The sequence below is a fragment of the Aurantimonas manganoxydans SI85-9A1 genome, from assembly GCF_000153465.1.
GTDB classification, from domain to species: Bacteria; Pseudomonadota; Alphaproteobacteria; order Rhizobiales; family Rhizobiaceae; genus Aurantimonas; species Aurantimonas manganoxydans.
In genome coordinates, this window is the sequence record NZ_AAPJ01000014.1 from 1 (window position 1) to 17,195 (window position 17,195).

The following is a 17,195-nucleotide window of genomic DNA, read 5'->3' on the forward strand; positions in this document are numbered from 1 at the left end:
CTGGCGATTGATGGGCGCTTACTCATTGCATCCGGTCTTTCAGTTCGCGCCACAGTGCGGCAGCTTCTCGTGCCGCCTTTCCTCCAGGCTCATATTCGACGGCGTTCGATCCGCTCAACAGGGCGTGTGAGAAGGCAGCGCGTTGTCCAATGGTCGCGGTGCAGACCTCGGCGTCAATCGCCTCCAGATAGGCCCGCGCCTCGCGCACGATGCTGGCCTCTCCTCCCGTCATTGGGGGGGGCACTCCAGTGAGGACGGCAACAGCCGGACGCTTCAATGCGCGGGCCATGCTGAATGTCGCCTCGGCCGCGCGAAGGTCGAACAGGGATGGGCGGATCGGAACCGCGATCAGATCGGCTGCACGCATGGCTTCCGATATGGACGCCTCATTATGAGGTGGGCAGTCGACCATGGAATAGGCAAAGCCGTCGCCTTTGATCGTCGCGAGAACCTTGCGCAGATTGTCCACACCGACCGGAACAACGAATGGGCGTTCGTCCTGGCGCAGTTCGTACCAGACGGATGCGGACGCTTGGGGGTCGGCGTCCAAAATAACGCACCCGCCTTCCTCGTCGGCCAGCCCGGCGAGATGGACACATATCGTCGTCTTGCTTGATCCGCCTTTGCGGCTGGCGACGGCTAAGACCTTCAAGGCGCACCCTTCTACTGACCGACCGTTTAACCGAACAAACAATTTAATCAGGTGCGGCTTGCACGAAGCTGTCGACCCTTGATTAAGCCGCGAAAGCGTAGAGGAACCAAGCGGATGCAAGGGCAGAGCGGCCAGTCCAGCAGTGCATCTTGCCCGAACCTGTCGTCAGTCATTTTTGCCTGCATAGCGTCCTAGTGCCGACTCGCATAGGGTTCGGCACTAGGAATCGCCGAAGGGGGGCCGGATGGGGCTTTCGTCCAGAACATCGCTTACAAGAGCGAAGCGCCGAGCGATGGGTATGCGTGCGACCGAAACCATTCTGTTTGAACAGGAGATTGAAACCCTCGACGCCATCAAGGAACGCTTGGGCCTGCCTTCACGGTCAGACGCAGTGCGTGTCCTGATCGCGAAATTCAACGTTTCCTCAATAACCCCGGCGGACGCAGCCAAGCTCAAAGACGGCGGCGCGTGATGTCGGTAATGATCACTCCAACGGAGAAGCCATAGGCAAAAGAAAAGACCCCGAAGCTGGGAGCCGCGGGGCCTGGTCGGAAATTGATGTAGCAGTCACCGACCTAAGCCCTCTCGATCGCATCGTCAACAGAGAACGCGGTTTGCCGCCACGGGCCTGCTTTGCCTAGCGCAAGGAACGGACCATGACGGAACATCAATGGCGTGCGCCTGCCGGCGCGCGGACTCTTGGGCGTGCGCGAAATTTTCAGCAGACGATGCCGTCGGCTGAAGGCAGACGCTATCCTGCGCAGGGGGCTTTCAATCTCAACGAGCCCGCCCCAACATCGCCGACATTCGAAGCCCGGGCCGCCATCTGGCGCGACCAGGCGAGCGGCCTGATCTCCCTTGCAGAGGCGCAGCGCCGTTCCGCTGCCATAGGAAGCCCACAGACGCGCGCCACCGGATCGCACGTCCGATCACCCGCGCCGGCTCGTCCTCGTCACTCTCGGCCCGCCCCGAACGCTTCCCGGCAGTATGCCGGCACGATGGCGACGACGGCCGCCCGGGACGATCGCCTGACGCCGAACGCTAAGGCCATGTTGCAGGTCATCCGAGCCAGGTGCGGGAAGGGCAGGGAGACCTCGACGTGCAAGGCCACGCTCGGATCGATCATGTCCCGATCGGCGCGCACGATCAGGCGCTATCTCGTGGATCTTGTCCGCTGGGGCTATCTCGAGATCGAGACCCGCCGCACCGCCCGCGGGCTGCACACCGGGCTCGTCATCCGGATCACGGAGAAGGTCCTGCCATTCTTCGCGGAAACCACCGGGCTTGCCCGATGGCTGGCCGAGACGGACCCGTTCAAGCCCTTCGCAGCCTCAAGGCCCGTAGATAGTAGGGTGACACTCCTGACACCCAAAAACGAATTCCGAAAAGACCCCTTTATGGAAGTGAAGAATTCGGCCTTGAGACGGGTATCGGGGCGACCGCCCATCCCCATCTGACCGGCCCCTCGACTGCCATCGCCGCCTTCACCTCGCATCGACCCTACACAAGCGCCCGATTACGGACCTGCTATCGATCCCCCACGCCTGCAGCGAACTTATGACCGGTGACATGAGACAAACGAACATCCGAATTCCGCAGGGAGGCGGTATCACTTGGCCGACTACCGGCTCGGCAGCGCTGTGATGGCGCGCTCGCCGGCAGTCTCCGTAAGCGCCGGGCATCTGACGGCTGCCTCCAGAAAGGACTCGCAATTCCCTCATCAGCTGGCACACTGGAGGATCAGTAGGCGCAGTAGCCAGCAGCGGGCGGTAAACCGCCCGACTGGCCAGGGGAGAGCAAGCCCTCCCCATGGACCCCACCCCGGAGCCCCGGATGTCGAAAAGCGAATCTCGGAAGGCCACCGTCGTCAGAGCGGTCCGGTTGACCCCGGACCAGGCGGCGGCCGTCGACGCCGCAGCGACGGCTCGTGGTGTCGGCCCTTCGGCATTCGCGAAGGATGTGATCCTTCGCGCAGCCAAGCTCCCCATTCCCGCAAGAGCGCGTCGACGCGATCTGCAAGCCGAGGCGCTCGGCCCGCTCCTAACCGCGCTGGCACGTGTCGGAGCAAATATGAACCAGATCGCCGCGAAGATGCATTCCACTGGCGCGACCGACACGAAAGCCCTCGCCACGGCCTCGCATCATCTGGCCGCAATCCACGAGGCCGTCCTGAAGCTAGGCGAGCGATGATCGGCGGCTTCACCAAATTCGGCGGCCGGTCACGTGACGCCCAGGCCCTGATCGCGCACCTGGCCAAGACCCAGCCGGGCGGCTCCTCGTTCGAGGCGATGAACAGTGCTGCACCGACAATGGCGGCTGTCGTTGCCGAAGCGCGTCTCGCCGCCGCCGCGCGGGGCATTGGTGATCGTCCGTTCTGGCATATCCACCTCTCTCCGAGTGCAGCCATGAGCGAAGCCGGGCTTCGGCAAGCCGTCGCGGTCGTCTGCCGTGAGATGGGCGTCACCGATCACCCCGTTGGGATCGAGTACCACAGCAAACCGCGCCGCCACGGCGGAGCCGAGATTCACGCCCACCTCGTCATCGGACGAGCCGCATGGAGCGGCAACCTGCTGGCAGCCGGATTTGAGAAAATCCGGCTTGAGACGGCGTGTCGTGTTGCCGAGGTCGAGGCCGGCGACACACATGTGCGCGGTCGTCACCTTGCGGCAGGCCTTCGGTATCTTGAAAAAGCCGGCAGGCACGATGTCATCGCCAGCCTCAACGCGGCCTTCGGCGATGAATCGGAGCCGCCCCGTGGCTCGCTCAGCCCCGAAAAGCGCCAGGCGCTGGTGCGCAAGGGCGTCGATGCAGTGGATTTGAGAGCAGCTGTCAGAGCTGCCTGGGAAGGATCAGACAATGGCTCCGCATTTGCCGTCGGGCTCGCCGAGCACGGCCTCACCCTCGTCCGCGGCGAAAAGCGAGGCGTCTGGACCGTCCGAACCGGAGACACCGGGATCGTCCTCGGCGCCGTCGATCGGCTCGTCGGCGAAAAGCGAAAAGTCATCGCCTACCGGCTCCGGCACGCCGAAACAGAAGCGATCCTCTCCAGTCGCAGACCAGATCCTGTCCAACACGAACAGGATCGGGAGGTTATCGGTGGAGGCCCGGACCAGTCTGGTCGAGATCCAGGGGAGCTTGAAAGTCTTGGCGGGCGAAGGCGACGGAATGGCGGAGAATCCGGTCATCGACCTGCTCGAAACGCTTGTCGAGTTGATCGCAGTACAGTCGCAGCAGCTGGGCCAGATCGAGGAGAAGCTGGAGCAACTGGTACAGGCCCAAGTCGTCGACGGGCGGCCGTCGCGGCCCTGACCGTCGCACGAGCCGTCCACGTCGGACGTGACCGACTTGTGGCGCTTCGAGCGCGCGTCCTGTCTCTTCTGAGGCAAGACCAGGTGCATCAATCGGAAATGTCGGCCCCCTTGGTTCCTGCGATGGATCCCTCACGGGAGGAGGATGGGCACAAATCTATTGATGATCGCCTCGCCCCGCACGAGCAGATCACTGTCGTCGATAAGGATAGGCAGGGGCCGAGGCTTCGATACTGACGAACGGAAAAAGGGCGGCTTTCGCCGCCCTTTTTGATGCTCGCATCCTGAAGGGATCAGGGAGTGTAGCTGAGATGGCCCCCTCCCTCTCCGCTATCATTGCCATCCACGTCGCTACGGTTGGCCGCGCTGACCCGGCGGTCCTCCTCCGCGATGATGCGAGCGATGAAAGCATGCCGATTGTAGATCGCTTCATGAATCTCGTCGGCGAGGACGATCATTGCTTCGAGCGATGAAATCCCTTCGTAACGCTCGACGCGAAGCTTGCGGCAGCGGATCTCCGCAAAATTGTGAGATTCGAGGAACGTGTAAACGTCACTATTGATCTCCGACAGCTGGTGTTCGAACCCGGTTCGGCCGCCGGCTTTCGATGCGCCTCCGCAAAACGGGAAGGATTCGGTGATCACCGAACAGTTCCTTCGATTTATTCTCAAGCTCCATCATCAGAGCCGACTTCACAATCTGAGCCATCAAACCTCCTGTCGTGGTCTCGTCCTGATGGTGACTCGCGAATCGGCCATCTCAAACAGTTAATTTGTTGAATCAGTAAGAAAAATGACTGGAAATTTAGCGCGCGATTTAGCGCGCGCGTTTGCAATTATCAAATATGAATGTATAAACGGGTACATTCAAAAATCTGTACTTAATATCTATAAATCTTTATTTTATATATCGAATATAGTTTTTGATATACAGGTATTTATGTAGTAAGTGCGCGGCGACGATGAGTGTGCCCGCCAGCCCGCGCGATTGCATCCGTGGCGCCGTATATGTGTGATAATGTCCTTTATCATATATTCTTGCGCCGGGCGTGCCCCTGAACAGGCTTACTTAGTGAGGCATTTATGGAAACCGATGAGAATCTGATCATCCACGATAACCTTACCTTGGTCGCTGCGGCTGGGGAGCGCGCGTCGATGCGCTTCCTAGAGTTCTTCGCCTCACGTATTCGAAACCGGAACACCCGCCGCGCCTATGGTCGCGCCATTGGGGCATTCCTTGCCTGGTGCGAAGCATATGGTGTGACTTCGATCACAGCCGTGCGATCGCTGCACGTCGCGGCCTTTATCGAAGAGCTGACGCGCAAACGTTCGGCGCCGACAGCCAAGCAGCAGCTCTCCGCGATCCGTATGCTGTTCGACTGGTTGGTGGTTGGCCAAGTGGTGCCGGTTAATCCAGCGGCCTCGGTGCGTGGACCCTCGCACAGCGTCCGCCGGGGCAAAACGCCGGTGCTCGATCCAACCGAGGCAAGGCAGTTGCTCGATGCCATCGATGTCACGACGCCAGCAGGCCTGCGCGACCGGGCGCTGATCGGGTTGATGATCTATTCCTTCGTCCGGGTCGGCGCGGCGCTCGGCATGAAGGTCGAGGACGTCTACGTTCAGAACCGCCGTCTCTGGGTGCGGCTGAATGAAAAGGGCGGCAAGCGGCACGAAATGCCCTGCCACCACAATCTTGAAGGATACCTGCACTCGTATTTGGATGGATGCGGCATTGCTGAGGATTGCAGGGGGCCGTTGTTCCGCACGATCGGCCGGGGCACACGGGAGCTGACGACAAAGCCCTTGGCCCAGGCCAATGCTTACGCCATGATCCAGCGTCGCACAGCGGCGGCCGGGATCGGCACCAAAATCGGAAATCACACTTTCCGGGCCACTGGTATCACTGCGTACCTCAAAAACGGAGGCACGCTGGAACGGGCGGCCGCGATGGCGAACCATGCCAGTACGCGGACGACGCAGCTCTATGATCGGCGGAAGGACGAGGTCACGCTCGACGAAGTCGAGCGGATTCTGATCTAAAACAGAAGGTAATTGTAATTGCCCACCCCCGCGATTTCCGGCCTCAGCCGTCAGACGCTGACGGTTTTGAGGATGGTCTGGAAAGTGTTGGTGCCGGCGCGCAGCCTTGCGGTATCGACGACCGTGCGAATGTCGGCTTCGCCCTCGGCCGCCCATATTGCGCGGTAGCCATTGGTCACTTTGCGCTGGATAACAGCGGGTCTGAGCGCCCGTTCGCAGCCGTTGTTGGTGGGCTCCACCAGTCCGGGATAGGCGGCGAAGGTCAGGAGCTGATCGCGGGCGCGCCGGAATTTCATCTGAAGATCACGAGCCAGATCGCATGTGGTTCGCGCCGATAGAATGGCAGCAAGATCTCGCTCAAGGGTCCGGCGCTTGGTGGCGATCGTCGAGGCCGCAAAGGTTTCGATCCCGTCGGCCAAGGCGAACGCTCGCCTCACTCACCCGGCAGAGGGAATATCGGCGGCAGTGCGTAATCGTTGCGGACCTGGAGCAGAAAGTCCTTCGGATGAACGTCTTGATCCCCGATGCGAAGGAATTGCCCTGGCTCATCGAGGACGTGCTCGCCGGGAACGACCCATTTGGGGTCCCGGACAGTCTGATCTTCCGGCCCGGCTATAAACTTTGATCGTATTCGCAGACGGCACTCTCGGCCAGCTTCGCTCGATCGGCGGAACGATCAAGGCCGTCTGGCGGCGGAAGCTGCGGGAGACGGCTCCTGCGAAGTCCTATGCGCGCCCGATCGAACAGACATTCGTGCCGGCGATCGTCGAGCTGCCCGCCATCGAGAAGAAGCCTCGCGCGAAACGGAAACGATCACACTCGCCCGGAAAGGTGATCCCAACTGTCGAACTGGAGATCGACGGAGTTGCTGTGAAGATCGCCAAGGGCGCCGACGCCAGGACAATCGCGGCGGTGATCGACGCGTTAAGCCGCCGCGTCCACACGCGCGAGGACGACCGCGTGCCTCTACGGCATGAGGTTGAGAGATAGAACGCGCCGCTTCAAGACGCAATCTCTTGACCCAAACGATTAGGTCAGGCAACGAAACGTCTCCAATCGGTACGCTCGAATATCCGACTTGTTCCGGCAATAAGGAAAGCTCCTAATGGCTTATCGTGAAATCAAGAACTGTCGGGTGGCAGGCAATTCTAACCTCGTCAGCGTTCTGAATCTCGGATCGCAGGCACTGACAGGCGTCTTTCCGAAATCAGCTGACGAACACGTCACGACGGGACCGCTGGAGCTAGTCTGGAGTCCGGACAGCGGGCTTCTTCAATTGAAACACAGTTATGACGCCGACGAGCTGTACGGCGAGAATTACGGTTATCGTTCAGGGCTCAACCAATCCATGGTCGACCATCTGACACATAAGGTTCGCTATCTCGAGCGCTTGGCGGAACCGCGGGCGGGCGATGTTATCGTAGACATCGGCAGCAACGATGCTACCACCTTGAAGGCCTACTCAACAAGCGGACTCAAAAGGATCGGCATCGACCCGACCGGACGCAAATTCGAATCCTATTATCCCCACGATATCGCGCTCGTTCCGGATTTTTTCAGCGCCGATGCGTTCCGCACCAAGTCGGACAAGGCGGCGAAAATCGTAACGTCGATCGCCATGTTCTACGATCTGGACGATCCGATTGCATTCGCACGGCAGATCAAGGAAATTCTCGCGCCGGATGGCATCTGGCATTTCGAGCAAAGCTATATGCCGGCGATGCTGCGGACGAATTCCTACGACACGATCTGCCACGAACATCTCGAATATTACTCGTTATCGGTTGTTCAGAAAATCGTCGAAGCAGCAGGGCTTCAGATCGTCGATGTGGTGATGAATAACGTCAACGGCGGGAGCTTCGCGGTGACGGCCTCTCATGCCGGTGCCAGCTCCATCCAGTTCAACCAGGCAGTGGTGAACTGGCTGTTGGAGCAGGAAGATCGCATGGGACTGAACACGCCAAAGCCCTTCCGCGACTTCGAAGAGCGGGTGTTCCGCCATCGAGACGATCTGACGAGGCTGATCAAAACCTTGGTCGCCGACGGCAAGAAGATCGTAGGTTATGGCGCCTCGACGAAAGGCAACGTCACGCTGCAGTTCTGCAACCTGACCGCTGCGGAAATTCCCGCCATCGCTGAAGTAAATTCGGATAAGTTCGGTTGCGTCACGCCGGGCACGCATATTCCAATCATCTCGGAAAAAGAAGCCCGTGCGATGAAGCCGGATTATTTCCTGGTGCTACCTTGGCATTTCAAGGAAGGCATTCTGCGGCGCGAAGCGGAATATCGTTCCGAGGGCGGCAAATTCCTATTCCCCTTCCCAGAGATCGAGATCGTCTAAGACGCGGTTAGAACCGGGACGATCTCTCTCGCGACCGATCGGTACGACGTAAGCTGAAGCGGCCCGGCTTTTCCGGAGACATTTTGATTTGGTTTATGCGGCGATCTTCATGGCGTTGAGGGCTTTGAAGAAGTTCGTTTCAGCCTCGGCGGGTGGGATATTCCCGATCGGGCCGAGAAGGCGGCGATTGTTGAACTATCCGATCGTGTTCTTCGATGCTCTACGTGTGAAGATCCACGACGAGGGCTTCGTCAGGAAAAGGCGGTCCACATCGCCCTTGGCGTGCGCGCCAACGGCACCAAGAAGATCCTGGGCATCTGGCTCGAGCAAAACGAAGGCGCCAAGTTCTGGCTTCGGGTCATGAACGAGATGAAGAACCGCAGTGTCGAGGATGTCCTCCTTGCTGTCGTCGATGGCTTGATGGGCTTTCCCGAGGCGATCGTCGCCGTTTTCCCTAAAGCTACTGTCCAGACCTGTATCGTCCATCTCATTTCCCGACCGACGACGCCGCGATGAAGCTTCTCTTCCTGGTCTTGAATCAATCGGAGAAGGAGTGGAAAATGCCGCCTCGTGAGTGGGCGATGGCCAAAGCGCAGTTCGCCATCCTCTACGGTGAGCGCTTCGCACAGGCCATCGCCTGAAATTGTTCAGCCTCCCGCCCACACATGGAATTCCTGACATCTGTCCCCATCGGTCTGGATAACCGAGCCGGTCATACATCGGTTCTGGGGTGTTGCACTTCGCGTTTGAATTCAGGCCTCGACAAGAACCGTATGGAGAAGTTTAGAGTTCATAAGGATTGTTGCAACCGCATCTGATGATTGAAATCTATGCACCGAATAAAAATTTATCTTATTATGGGGTCAAATCATGAGACGATACTTTTGTCTAGATAATATCTTAATTGACATGCGGTGTTTGCAAGATGCGTCATATAAGGATCGTGGTGTAGGAAAACTTGCATTGAATCTGGTAAAATCCGTTGGGCATTTGGGCAAGCGTTGCCGAACTATTGGAATTATCGATCCTAATATGCCCGCATTGGAGAATCGATTTTCTTCCTTGGTCGATGAAATCCGATTGAATAGCTATATCGGCGATCTTCAAGGGTCGATGGCGTTCGTTGAACTGTCGCCCATGACACATGATCCGCTTTTCGTTGGAAGAATTATTAACGACGTACGAGTTCTAACAGCCTCGATAGTTTACGACTTTATACCGTTATACGAACCAGATCGCTATTTGCCGGATGGAATTCATCGTATTGACTACCAGACGCAACTTATTTGGCTTTCTAGATATGATCATTTTTTTCCTATTTCGCAGCACACCTCGGACGAATTGTCGCGGATCCTGAACGTTCCGCACGATCGTATCACCAAAACGGCGGCGCCGGTGGAGGCGGCTTTCGAGCGAAGAAACGGGGTCAAGCCGAAGGCCGACCGAATATACGTGCTTGCATGCGGTGGCGCCGAGCCTCGCAAGAATATCGAATGCGCAATTAAAGCGCATGCCCGAAGCACCGCCCTCCAGGATTCCAAGGTTGAGCTTTGGGTTTCGGGCAATTATCCTGCTTCGTGGCAGGCTACGTTTCGGGATCTTTATGTCGCAAGTGGCGGCCACACTGAGCTTTTGCATTTCATCGGCTTCGTCTCGCTCGAAAAGCTGAGCGCAATTTATCGAAATGCAGTCTGCGCGATCGTCGCCGCCCGCATGGAGGGGTTCTCTATCCCCATCGTTGAAGCGATGGCTGCGAACGTTCCCGTCATAGCCTCGCGCATACCAGCGCACAGGGAATTGATTGATCGCGATGCCCTGATGTTCGATCCGCAGGACGACGAGGCTGCTGGAGCTCTCCTCGAAAAACTCGTCTACAACGGATGGTATCGTCATGAAGTCGTACGCGAGCAATCGACCGGTTGGTCTAGGTTTCGAGCGGAGAAGATCGCTTCGGAATTCTGGGCTCAGATCGCGTTCCTGTTGACCAAGCGCGATGCCAGTGCGCGCCCAAATATTCTCAAGGGTGCCCGTCCTCGGGTGGCTTTCATGACGCCGCTCCCTCCCGATCCCTCCGGCGTTGCCGATTATTCGGCTGCGACCCTCAAAGAATTGGGAAAACGCGTGCACGTCGACGTTTTCACTGATTCCCCACTCGACGCGAAACCGGAGGGCGTCTCGAGCGTCTTCCCGATCTCCGAACTGCCCTTTCTCAATAACGAATACGATCGGCTAATCAGCGTGGTCGGAAACTCGCATTTCCACACTGCGATTGTGAAAAACCTCCTTATCTACGGCGGTGCCTGCATCGAGCACGATAATCGCTTGCTGCACTTTTACACCTATCAACTGGGGCATGGACGGGCTTGCGAAGTGGCGTCTCGCGAATTGGGTAGGCCCGTCGATGCGGCAGAAATCGATCAGTGGCTCTCCGACGAAGCCTCCCTAGACGCGACGTTCCTCGGGGAATTGGCGAGCGTATCATCGCCGCTCGTCCTGCATTCCCCCGTGACGGCGGAGCTCGTCAGGCGAAGATTCGGCAAGCCCGTCGTGGACCTGCCCTTCTCGATCTATCGGATTCCGCAGGTCGACCGTGGCGATCTGGCGAAGAAGACGGAGGCGCGGAGCCGGCTCGGCATAAAGCATGGCGAGTTCGCCATAGTGACACTCGGTTACATTCATCCGAACAAATCGATAGTCGAATGCATTCAGGCTCTGGCTCTCCTGCTAGAGCGTGGTGTACGAGCTCGGCTCTATTGCGTCGGCGACTGGGCGATGGACCGAGAAGTCCTGAAAAAAGTCTGCGACGATCTCGGCGTATCGGGTTTCGTGCAATTTACTGGTGCTTATGTGACCGAAGAGACATACCGTGACTACCTTCTTGCCGCGGACGCCGGAATTCAGCTGAGAACCCACCTTCTGGGCGGTTTGTCAGGCGCTCTTCTGGACTGTATCGCAGCGGGAATCCCCTCCGTCGCGAACGCCGATCTGGTGCGAGCGATGGCCGCTCCGAAATTCATCAAGCCCGTGGAAGATCATCCCAAACCCGAAAGCCTCGCGGATGCCTTGCAACAGATTGCGGGCGCGGGCCAACGGCAGGGCGATTACGAGGAAGAGCGGCAACTTTATTGCCAGGAACACAGCTTCGCGAACTACACCGACCGCCTCTGCGCCGAACTAGGACTGGAGATCAGCGTCAGTGATTAAGTCGGTTCAGGGTGCAAAAGGCATTTTTCCATCGTTTCGATCCTGGTTCCAGGACGGGCTCCACGATGTGAAGTTCGGTCTGCGTCGCTACGATCTGGCAGCGACGTTCGGCTGGCAGGACGTGGCCCAGAGTTACAGGAGATCACGAGTCGGCGCATTCTGGCTGACGATCAACATGGGCGTTCTGATCGGGGCGCTCGGATTGATTTTCGGCACGTTATTTCGCGCACCGATGGACGTGTTCCTTCCTTACCTCTGCGTCGGCCTAATCGTTTGGGGTTTCATATCGTCCTGTATCAACGACGGTTGTTCCGTTTTCACGAATTCGGGCGGGATCATATTACAGGTCAAAATGCCGATGTTCACCCATGTGATGCGGGTGATTTGGCGAAACTTCATCACGTTCCTGCACAATCTGATCATATACCCGCTGGTGTTTCTGGTTTTTGGAAAAGTCCCGACCCTGACCAGTTTCCTAGCGGTCTTCGGACTCGTGATCGTCGTGTTGAACGTTGCCTGGATCATGCTGATCCTTGCCACCGTCTGCGCTCGGTTTCGCGATCTGACGCAGATCGTGCAGAACATCATGCAGGTCGCATTCTACGCGACACCTCTGATGTGGTTCCCCACCACGCTCCCCACCGATGTCGGGCACTGGCTGTTGACGCTCAATCCGTTCTATCATCTTGTTTTGATCGTACGCTCGCCGCTCCTCGGCGAAGCGCCATCCCTCGCAAGCTGGGTTGTGGGACTTCTCCTCATTCTCGTCGGCTGGGTGGTCGCGATCGCGTTCTTCGGCCGTTTCCATCGACGCATCGCATACTGGCTCTGATATGACTTGCATTCAGCTCGAACGCGTGACCGTTGACTTTCCCGTTTTCAATGCGTCCAGCCGATCCCTGAAAAACAAGATTCTTAGCGTCTCGACCGGCGGGGTCATCGATCGTCGCAATGACGGCCATGTCATTGTCCGGGGCTTGGAGGATGTCAGCTTCACCCTGAACGAAGGCGATCGGGTAGGTCTGATTGGACACAATGGAGCGGGAAAGACGACGCTCCTGCGCGTTCTGGCCGGCATCTACAGCCCGACGGACGGCAAAGCGACGATCGAGGGCCAGTGCGTCTCACTGATCAATATCTCGCTCGGGATCGATCCAGAGGCCACCGGTCGCGAAAATATCAGACTTCGCGCAGCGATGATGGGGATGTCCTCGGCTGAAATTCGGCGGCATTACGATGATATCGCCGAATTCTCCGGGCTGGGCAGCTTTCTCGATATGCCATTTCGAACCTACTCGTCGGGCATGCAGCTGCGACTTGCGTTCTCGACGTCCACGGCGATCCAACCCGAAATCCTGATCATGGACGAGTGGCTCTCGACAGGGGATGAAGACTTTAAGGATCGTGCCAGCAAGCGGCTCCACGAAATCGTTGGATCGACCAAAATTTTGATTCTTGCCAGCCATTCCAAGGACCTCCTGCTCGACAACTGCAACAGGGTCATCTGGCTCGAGCATGGTCGTATCAAGATGGATGGCCCGGCCGATGAGGTCGTCGAAAGCTATTTTGATTGAAGGAAACGTCCATGTCTTCCGTCGATTTCAGGAAGCAGTCCATTGTCGGTGATCGTCCATCCGGTCTTTTCATAGGGCATCGCGGCCAACAGTGCGGCGTTTGGCAATTCGGCAAGCGGTTGTATCGATCGCTGTCACTGTCCTGTCTCATCGATTGGAACTACACCGAATGCGGAAGCCTGGAGGAATACGAGGCTTCCCTTGCCGAGCATGCCCCAGACGTCGTTCTTCTCAATCATCATCCCTACACCTTGAGTTGGGCGAACGACGGGCTGAAGCCGCAGGATGCGCTGGCATTGGCCGTGTTCCACGAATCTAGTCAAGCTTCAGTGGAAGGCCTCCCCCGCCGCCTCTTCGATGGTCTTGTCTGCATGGACCCAACATTGTCGCCACCGGATCTGAGCATCCTCGCAGGGCCGCGCTTTATCCCGCAACCCGTCATCGAGATGCCGGCTGAACCCGAAGTCTTTACCGTGGGATCGTTTGGTTTCGGAACGCCCGGGAAAGGGTTCGACAAACTTTGCGCTCTTGTGAACAGCCAGTTCGAGGAGGCCGTCATTCGGATCAACATTCCGCGGCATGATGATCCGGGAATGGTACCTCAAGCACAGGTCGACGGCATCGTGGAGGCTTGCAAGGCCGCCATCGACCGTCCTGGAATCACGCTAAACATCACCCATGATTTCATGACGGAGGATGACCTCCTCTCGTTTCTATCTTCCAACACGATTAATGCGTTTTTGTACGAAGATGCGCCGGGACGAGGCATATCCTCGTGCATCGATTATGCATTGGCAGCGCAGCGGCCCATCGCGATTTCAAAGACCGCCATGTTCCGTCATCTCGCCGGTGCCAATCCGTCGGTTTGCGTCGAGGATCGAGGTCTGGCGGAAATCGCTGCCGCCGGAACGGATCAGCTGAACGGCTTCCGCCACCGCTACGCGGCGGCAGAGTCGGGCGCGGAATGGAACACCCGGATCAAGGATGCCCTCCTTCGGCACCGCCTCTCGAAGCAGATCCCCGACGGTCGCGGTCTTAACAAGCTGCTTGACGATCGGGCCCGTGAATCATACGCGGAGGCTATCGCTCTGCTCGGCCGACATGCGACGGACATGCTGAAGCGAAAGATCGAACGCGCCAATATTCAACAGGCGTTCGGCCTCGATACGGTTCGTCGTGTCGCCGGTCAGTTCGAAGCCCCCCGAATACTCGCCATCGGGTCTTACGAGGATACGTCAGTTGAGAGCCTGAAGGCGCTTGGCTATCGGATCGACGAGATCGATCCGCAAGTCAACGGCCACGACCTGGAGAGTTTCTATGTCGACCATTCCTGTGGTCGGGAATACGAGATCATCCTCTGCATTTCTGTCCTCGAGCATGTGGAGGACGACACGTTCTTCATTCAACAAGTTCGCGACCTCCTGGCACCGGGGGGCGTCGGCATCTTCACGGTCGACTACTCGGATCGATATCCGGAGACGAAGCAACGTCCGGCTGCCGACTACCGGCTTTACTTCGAGCACGACCTACGCAATCGCCTGATGGCATCAATTCCCGATTGCGCGCTGTGGGATGTGCCTCTCTGGACTGAAGGAACCGAAGATTTCGAATATGAGGGTGTCCAGTATGCCTTCGCGAGTTGGGTATTCGCCAAGCTTCCCTATGAACCGGAGAGAAACAGCGAAAGCCTAGTCAGCGCAACCGCCGTCGCGCCCTGGAAAACGATCCTTTCGAAGCAGCAGTTGACGTCGACGGCCAGGCATCAGTCCGAGCTGAAGGCCTTGCGGGGCCACCTTGAAGGCAAGCTCGGCTTTCTCGAAGCCGAACTTGCGGGTGAAAGGACCCGGATCGATCGTCTCACCCATCAGTTACAGATGGAAGATGGTCCGAAAGCGTTACGCCTCGTCCTTCCCTTCGCACGCGTTCTTCGAAAGTTGAGTGCCATCACTTCCGTGACTAACTCTGAGACCGCTGTCCCGGAACCACAGGATCCATCGTCCCCTCCGCAACCCGTCGAGACACGCCATACTTCCGTTGCGGAGCATCGGAATTCGCAGCAGGTCGCACGGCGGCTCGCGTTTTCGACGTACCGCTATACGTTTCGGCCGTTCGTGCGCCCCATCATGTGGCGGATCAGAACGTTCCTGCTACAGGAGATACAAGCTGATCTGAAGACCATACGTGCGGAAGTCGACGTTTTGAAGCATGAGGTTGCGGGGGCCAATCATCGCGCGGCCCTGGTTTCGTCTGACGTCACAGAAAGCGTCGGAAAGCTGGCGCTGACCATCGCATCCAAACCAAGAAATGGACCAAGCTAGGAGATTTCATTTGATCCAGCTTGTATCTGGCGTATGCGAAGAAATTAGCGGATTTGTGTCAATCGGCTTGGAATGTAGACCCCCTGTCGGCGTCCAATATTGGGTCTGACGCACTCCCGATGACGATCAGGCGGCGCCGAGAAGGCGCTCTTCACTACGACGCCGTGCTGATGTTCAAGGTCTTGGTTCTGCAGGCGCTTTATACCAACATGCACTGATCAGAGCCAGTGTGCCCAATCTCGCATCCCAATGGAGATGATTCTCCATGGTTGATCGACGAGCTTGTTCTACGCGTCGCAGCAGTGGGCGATGATGGCGTCGGCGGAGGGAAAGCCACAGCACATCGACATTGCGGTGCCGGCCTTCGGCTTGCAAGCCATTGCCTGATAATCCCAGCAATTTAACGATAACGGCATTATAGGTAGCAACCAATGACACGAGGTTAAAAAATATTCCGGTGTGTCGGTTAATAGTAACCAGTTAACTGCAACGGTTCTGTAATGCGACCGCTGGTGCACCGGCCTAAAGGTGTATTGGTGGCAAGCTATTCCGGGGCGCCGCGTCGGCGGCCTGTCTCGTCGGGCCTCACGCGAACGGCAATCTCAGGAAGGCCACGGGAGCGAAACAGCATGTTGATGGCCTCGATCTGCAAGTCACCAACCGGGATGCCCTCGTCGATGGCGAGGCGCCGCATCTGCTTGTGTGTGGCCTCATCGACCTTCGACAGGATGGCCTTATAGGGTGCGGGCCTTCGCGCTGGCCGGCTTGTTGGTGTTGGCGCTGCCTCGGGTGTGTTGGCGTCGTCCTGCGCAGATGCCTGCGGTGCGGGGACGCTAGCCTTCTTCGGGGCAAGGCTGGCGATTGATGGGCGCTTACTCATTGCATCCGGTCTTTCAGTTCGCGCCACAGTGCGGCAGCTTCTCGTGCCGCCTTTCCTCCAGGCTCATATTCGACGGCGTTCGATCCGCTCAACAGGGCGTGTGAGAAGGCAGCGCGTTGTCCAATGGTCGCGGTGCAGACCTCGGCGTCAATCGCCTCCAGATAGGCCCGCGCCTCGCGCACGATGCTGGCCTCTCCTCCCGTCATTGGGGGGGGCACTCCAGTGAGGACGGCAACAGCCGGACGCTTCAATGCGCGGGCCATGCTGAATGTCGCCTCGGCCGCGCGAAGGTCGAACAGGGATGGGCGGATCGGAACCGCGATCAGATCGGCTGCACGCATGGCTTCCGATATGGACGCCTCATTATGAGGTGGGCAGTCGACCATGGAATAGGCAAAGCCGTCGCCTTTGATCGTCGCGAGAACCTTGCGCAGATTGTCCACACCGACCGGAACAACGAATGGGCGTTCGTCCTGGCGCAGTTCGTACCAGACGGATGCGGACGCTTGGGGGTCGGCGTCCAAAATAACGCACCCGCCTTCCTCGTCGGCCAGCCCGGCGAGATGGACACATATCGTCGTCTTGCTTGATCCGCCTTTGCGGCTGGCGACGGCTAAGACCTTCAAGGCGCACCCTTCTACTGACCGACCGTTTAACCGAACAAACAATTTAATCAGGTGCGGCTTGCACGAAGCTGTCGACCCTTGATTAAGCCGCGAAAGCGTAGAGGAACCAAGCGGATGCAAGGGCAGAGCGGCCAGTCCAGCAGTGCATCTTGCCCGAACCTGTCGTCAGTCATTTTGCCTGCATAGCGTCCTAGTGCCGACTCGCATAGGGTCGGCACTAGAATCGCGACGGGGGCCGGATGGGGCTTTCGTC

General features: G+C 58.1%; 17 protein-coding genes and 3 pseudogenes. 12 read left to right on the plus strand and 8 right to left on the minus strand.

What is annotated here, in order from left to right:
- Window positions 1-22: 22 nt before the first annotated feature.
- Window positions 23-652 (minus strand): AAA family ATPase, encoded by a 630-nt coding sequence (locus tag SI859A1_RS00005; RefSeq protein ID WP_009207848.1) that lies wholly within the window; start codon window positions 650-652, stop codon window positions 23-25.
- 298 nt (window positions 653-950) lie between these two features.
- Between SI859A1_RS00005 and SI859A1_RS00010 the strand changes: the two genes are divergently transcribed.
- The 3 genes from SI859A1_RS00010 (at window position 951) to SI859A1_RS00020 (ending at window position 2,842) form a co-directional block, all read left to right on the plus strand.
- Window positions 951-1,124 (plus strand): ribbon-helix-helix domain-containing protein, encoded by a 174-nt coding sequence (locus SI859A1_RS00010; protein ID WP_244400813.1) that lies wholly within the window; start codon window positions 951-953, stop codon window positions 1,122-1,124.
- A gap of 184 nt (window positions 1,125-1,308) precedes the next feature.
- Window positions 1,309-2,109: a helix-turn-helix domain-containing protein gene (locus tag SI859A1_RS21215; protein WP_148233675.1), complete on the plus strand. Its 801-nt coding sequence runs from the start codon at window positions 1,309-1,311 to the stop codon at window positions 2,107-2,109.
- A gap of 376 nt (window positions 2,110-2,485) precedes the next feature.
- A complete protein-coding gene (locus SI859A1_RS00020; RefSeq protein WP_148233676.1) occupies window positions 2,486-2,842 on the plus strand; it encodes a plasmid mobilization protein in 357 nt (118 codons plus the stop codon).
- A 29-nt stretch (window positions 2,843-2,871) separates the two neighbouring features.
- Here the strand turns inward: SI859A1_RS00020 and SI859A1_RS00025 are convergent, their stop codons facing one another.
- On the minus strand, window positions 2,872-3,354 hold the full coding sequence (locus SI859A1_RS00025) for a hypothetical protein (RefSeq protein ID WP_040324782.1): 483 nt from the start codon (window positions 3,352-3,354) through the stop codon (window positions 2,872-2,874).
- A gap of 147 nt (window positions 3,355-3,501) precedes the next feature.
- Complete coding sequence (locus tag SI859A1_RS21220) at window positions 3,502-3,837, minus strand: hypothetical protein (protein WP_148233677.1); 336 nt, start codon at window positions 3,835-3,837, stop codon at window positions 3,502-3,504.
- On the opposite strand from SI859A1_RS21220, the gene SI859A1_RS21545 reads away from it, so the two are divergent.
- A complete protein-coding gene (locus tag SI859A1_RS21545) occupies window positions 3,818-3,961 on the plus strand; it encodes a hypothetical protein (protein ID WP_154653350.1) in 144 nt (47 codons plus the stop codon). The two genes, SI859A1_RS21220 and SI859A1_RS21545, sit on opposite strands and share 20 nt — an antisense overlap.
- Window positions 3,962-4,253: 292 nt before the next feature.
- Here the strand turns inward: SI859A1_RS21545 and SI859A1_RS00035 are convergent, their stop codons facing one another.
- The gene (locus tag SI859A1_RS00035; protein WP_040324785.1) at window positions 4,254-4,604 is read right to left on the minus strand and encodes a hypothetical protein; all 351 of its coding nucleotides are present in this window, start codon (window positions 4,602-4,604) and stop codon (window positions 4,254-4,256) included.
- A gap of 438 nt (window positions 4,605-5,042) precedes the next feature.
- Here SI859A1_RS00035 and SI859A1_RS00040 point away from each other — a divergent pair, with 438 nt between their 5' ends.
- On the plus strand, window positions 5,043-5,999 hold the full coding sequence (locus SI859A1_RS00040; protein ID WP_009207852.1) for a tyrosine-type recombinase/integrase: 957 nt from the start codon (window positions 5,043-5,045) through the stop codon (window positions 5,997-5,999).
- Between the two features lie 50 nt (window positions 6,000-6,049).
- Here SI859A1_RS00040 and SI859A1_RS00045 read toward each other — a convergent pair.
- Window positions 6,050-6,424: pseudogene (locus SI859A1_RS00045) on the minus strand (IS66 family transposase); the annotation flags it as partial.
- A gap of 196 nt (window positions 6,425-6,620) precedes the next feature.
- Here SI859A1_RS00045 and SI859A1_RS21785 point away from each other — a divergent pair.
- The 7 genes and pseudogenes from SI859A1_RS21785 (at window position 6,621) to SI859A1_RS00080 (ending at window position 15,436) form a co-directional block, all read left to right on the plus strand.
- Window positions 6,621-6,989 carry a hypothetical protein gene (locus tag SI859A1_RS21785; protein ID WP_009207854.1) on the plus strand — a complete coding sequence of 123 codons (369 nt, stop codon included), beginning with the start codon at window positions 6,621-6,623 and terminating at the stop codon, window positions 6,987-6,989.
- A 115-nt stretch (window positions 6,990-7,104) separates the two neighbouring features.
- A complete protein-coding gene (locus tag SI859A1_RS00055) occupies window positions 7,105-8,340 on the plus strand; it encodes a class I SAM-dependent methyltransferase (protein ID WP_009207855.1) in 1,236 nt (411 codons plus the stop codon).
- 196 nt (window positions 8,341-8,536) lie between these two features.
- Window positions 8,537-8,981, plus strand: a pseudogene (locus SI859A1_RS20580) (transposase); the annotation flags it as partial.
- Between the two features lie 421 nt (window positions 8,982-9,402).
- Window positions 9,403-11,544 carry a glycosyltransferase gene (locus tag SI859A1_RS00065; RefSeq protein WP_161600094.1) on the plus strand — a complete coding sequence of 714 codons (2,142 nt, stop codon included), beginning with the start codon at window positions 9,403-9,405 and terminating at the stop codon, window positions 11,542-11,544.
- Window positions 11,545-11,611: 67 nt separating this feature from the next.
- Window positions 11,612-12,376, plus strand: a complete 765-nt coding sequence (locus SI859A1_RS00070) for an ABC transporter permease (protein ID WP_148233678.1) — start codon at window positions 11,612-11,614, stop codon at window positions 12,374-12,376.
- Window position 12,377: 1 nt separating this feature from the next.
- Window positions 12,378-13,118, plus strand: a complete 741-nt coding sequence (locus SI859A1_RS00075; protein ID WP_009207859.1) for an ABC transporter ATP-binding protein — start codon at window positions 12,378-12,380, stop codon at window positions 13,116-13,118.
- An 11-nt stretch (window positions 13,119-13,129) separates the two neighbouring features.
- Entirely contained in the window at window positions 13,130-15,436 is a 2,307-nt protein-coding gene (locus SI859A1_RS00080) for a methyltransferase domain-containing protein (RefSeq protein ID WP_050767375.1), read from the plus strand.
- A 218-nt stretch (window positions 15,437-15,654) separates the two neighbouring features.
- On the opposite strand, the pseudogene SI859A1_RS21225 reads toward SI859A1_RS00080, so the two are convergent.
- The 3 genes and pseudogenes from SI859A1_RS21225 to SI859A1_RS00085 form a co-directional block, all read right to left on the minus strand.
- A pseudogene (locus SI859A1_RS21225) lies at window positions 15,655-15,768 on the minus strand (IS630 family transposase); the annotation flags it as partial.
- A gap of 212 nt (window positions 15,769-15,980) precedes the next feature.
- Window positions 15,981-16,316 (minus strand): ribbon-helix-helix domain-containing protein, encoded by a 336-nt coding sequence (locus tag SI859A1_RS21705; protein ID WP_009207861.1) that lies wholly within the window; start codon window positions 16,314-16,316, stop codon window positions 15,981-15,983.
- Window positions 16,313-16,942, minus strand: a complete 630-nt coding sequence (locus SI859A1_RS00085) for an AAA family ATPase (RefSeq protein ID WP_009207848.1) — start codon at window positions 16,940-16,942, stop codon at window positions 16,313-16,315. The genes SI859A1_RS21705 and SI859A1_RS00085 overlap by 4 nt, the downstream gene beginning before the upstream one ends.
- Window positions 16,943-17,195 lie beyond the last annotated feature (253 nt).

Bases quoted from the DNA above. Each gene is read 5' to 3' on its own strand.
- SI859A1_RS21545 (WP_154653350.1), top strand. From the start codon at position 3,818: ATGGCGGAGAATCCGGTCATCGACCTGCTCGAAACGCTTGTCGAGTTG.
- SI859A1_RS00040 (WP_009207852.1), top strand. From the start codon at position 5,043: ATGGAAACCGATGAGAATCTGATCATCCACGATAACCTTACCTTGGTC.
- SI859A1_RS00020 (WP_148233676.1), top strand. From the start codon at position 2,486: ATGTCGAAAAGCGAATCTCGGAAGGCCACCGTCGTCAGAGCGGTCCGG.
- SI859A1_RS21705 (WP_009207861.1), bottom strand. From the start codon at position 16,316: ATGAGTAAGCGCCCATCAATCGCCAGCCTTGCCCCGAAGAAGGCTAGC.
- SI859A1_RS00075 (WP_009207859.1), top strand. From the start codon at position 12,378: ATGACTTGCATTCAGCTCGAACGCGTGACCGTTGACTTTCCCGTTTTC.
- SI859A1_RS00055 (WP_009207855.1), top strand. From the start codon at position 7,105: ATGGCTTATCGTGAAATCAAGAACTGTCGGGTGGCAGGCAATTCTAAC.
- SI859A1_RS00080 (WP_050767375.1), top strand. From the start codon at position 13,130: ATGTCTTCCGTCGATTTCAGGAAGCAGTCCATTGTCGGTGATCGTCCA.
- SI859A1_RS21215 (WP_148233675.1), top strand. From the start codon at position 1,309: ATGACGGAACATCAATGGCGTGCGCCTGCCGGCGCGCGGACTCTTGGG.
- SI859A1_RS00010 (WP_244400813.1), top strand. From the start codon at position 951: ATGCGTGCGACCGAAACCATTCTGTTTGAACAGGAGATTGAAACCCTC.
- SI859A1_RS21220 (WP_148233677.1), bottom strand. From the start codon at position 3,837: ATGACCGGATTCTCCGCCATTCCGTCGCCTTCGCCCGCCAAGACTTTC.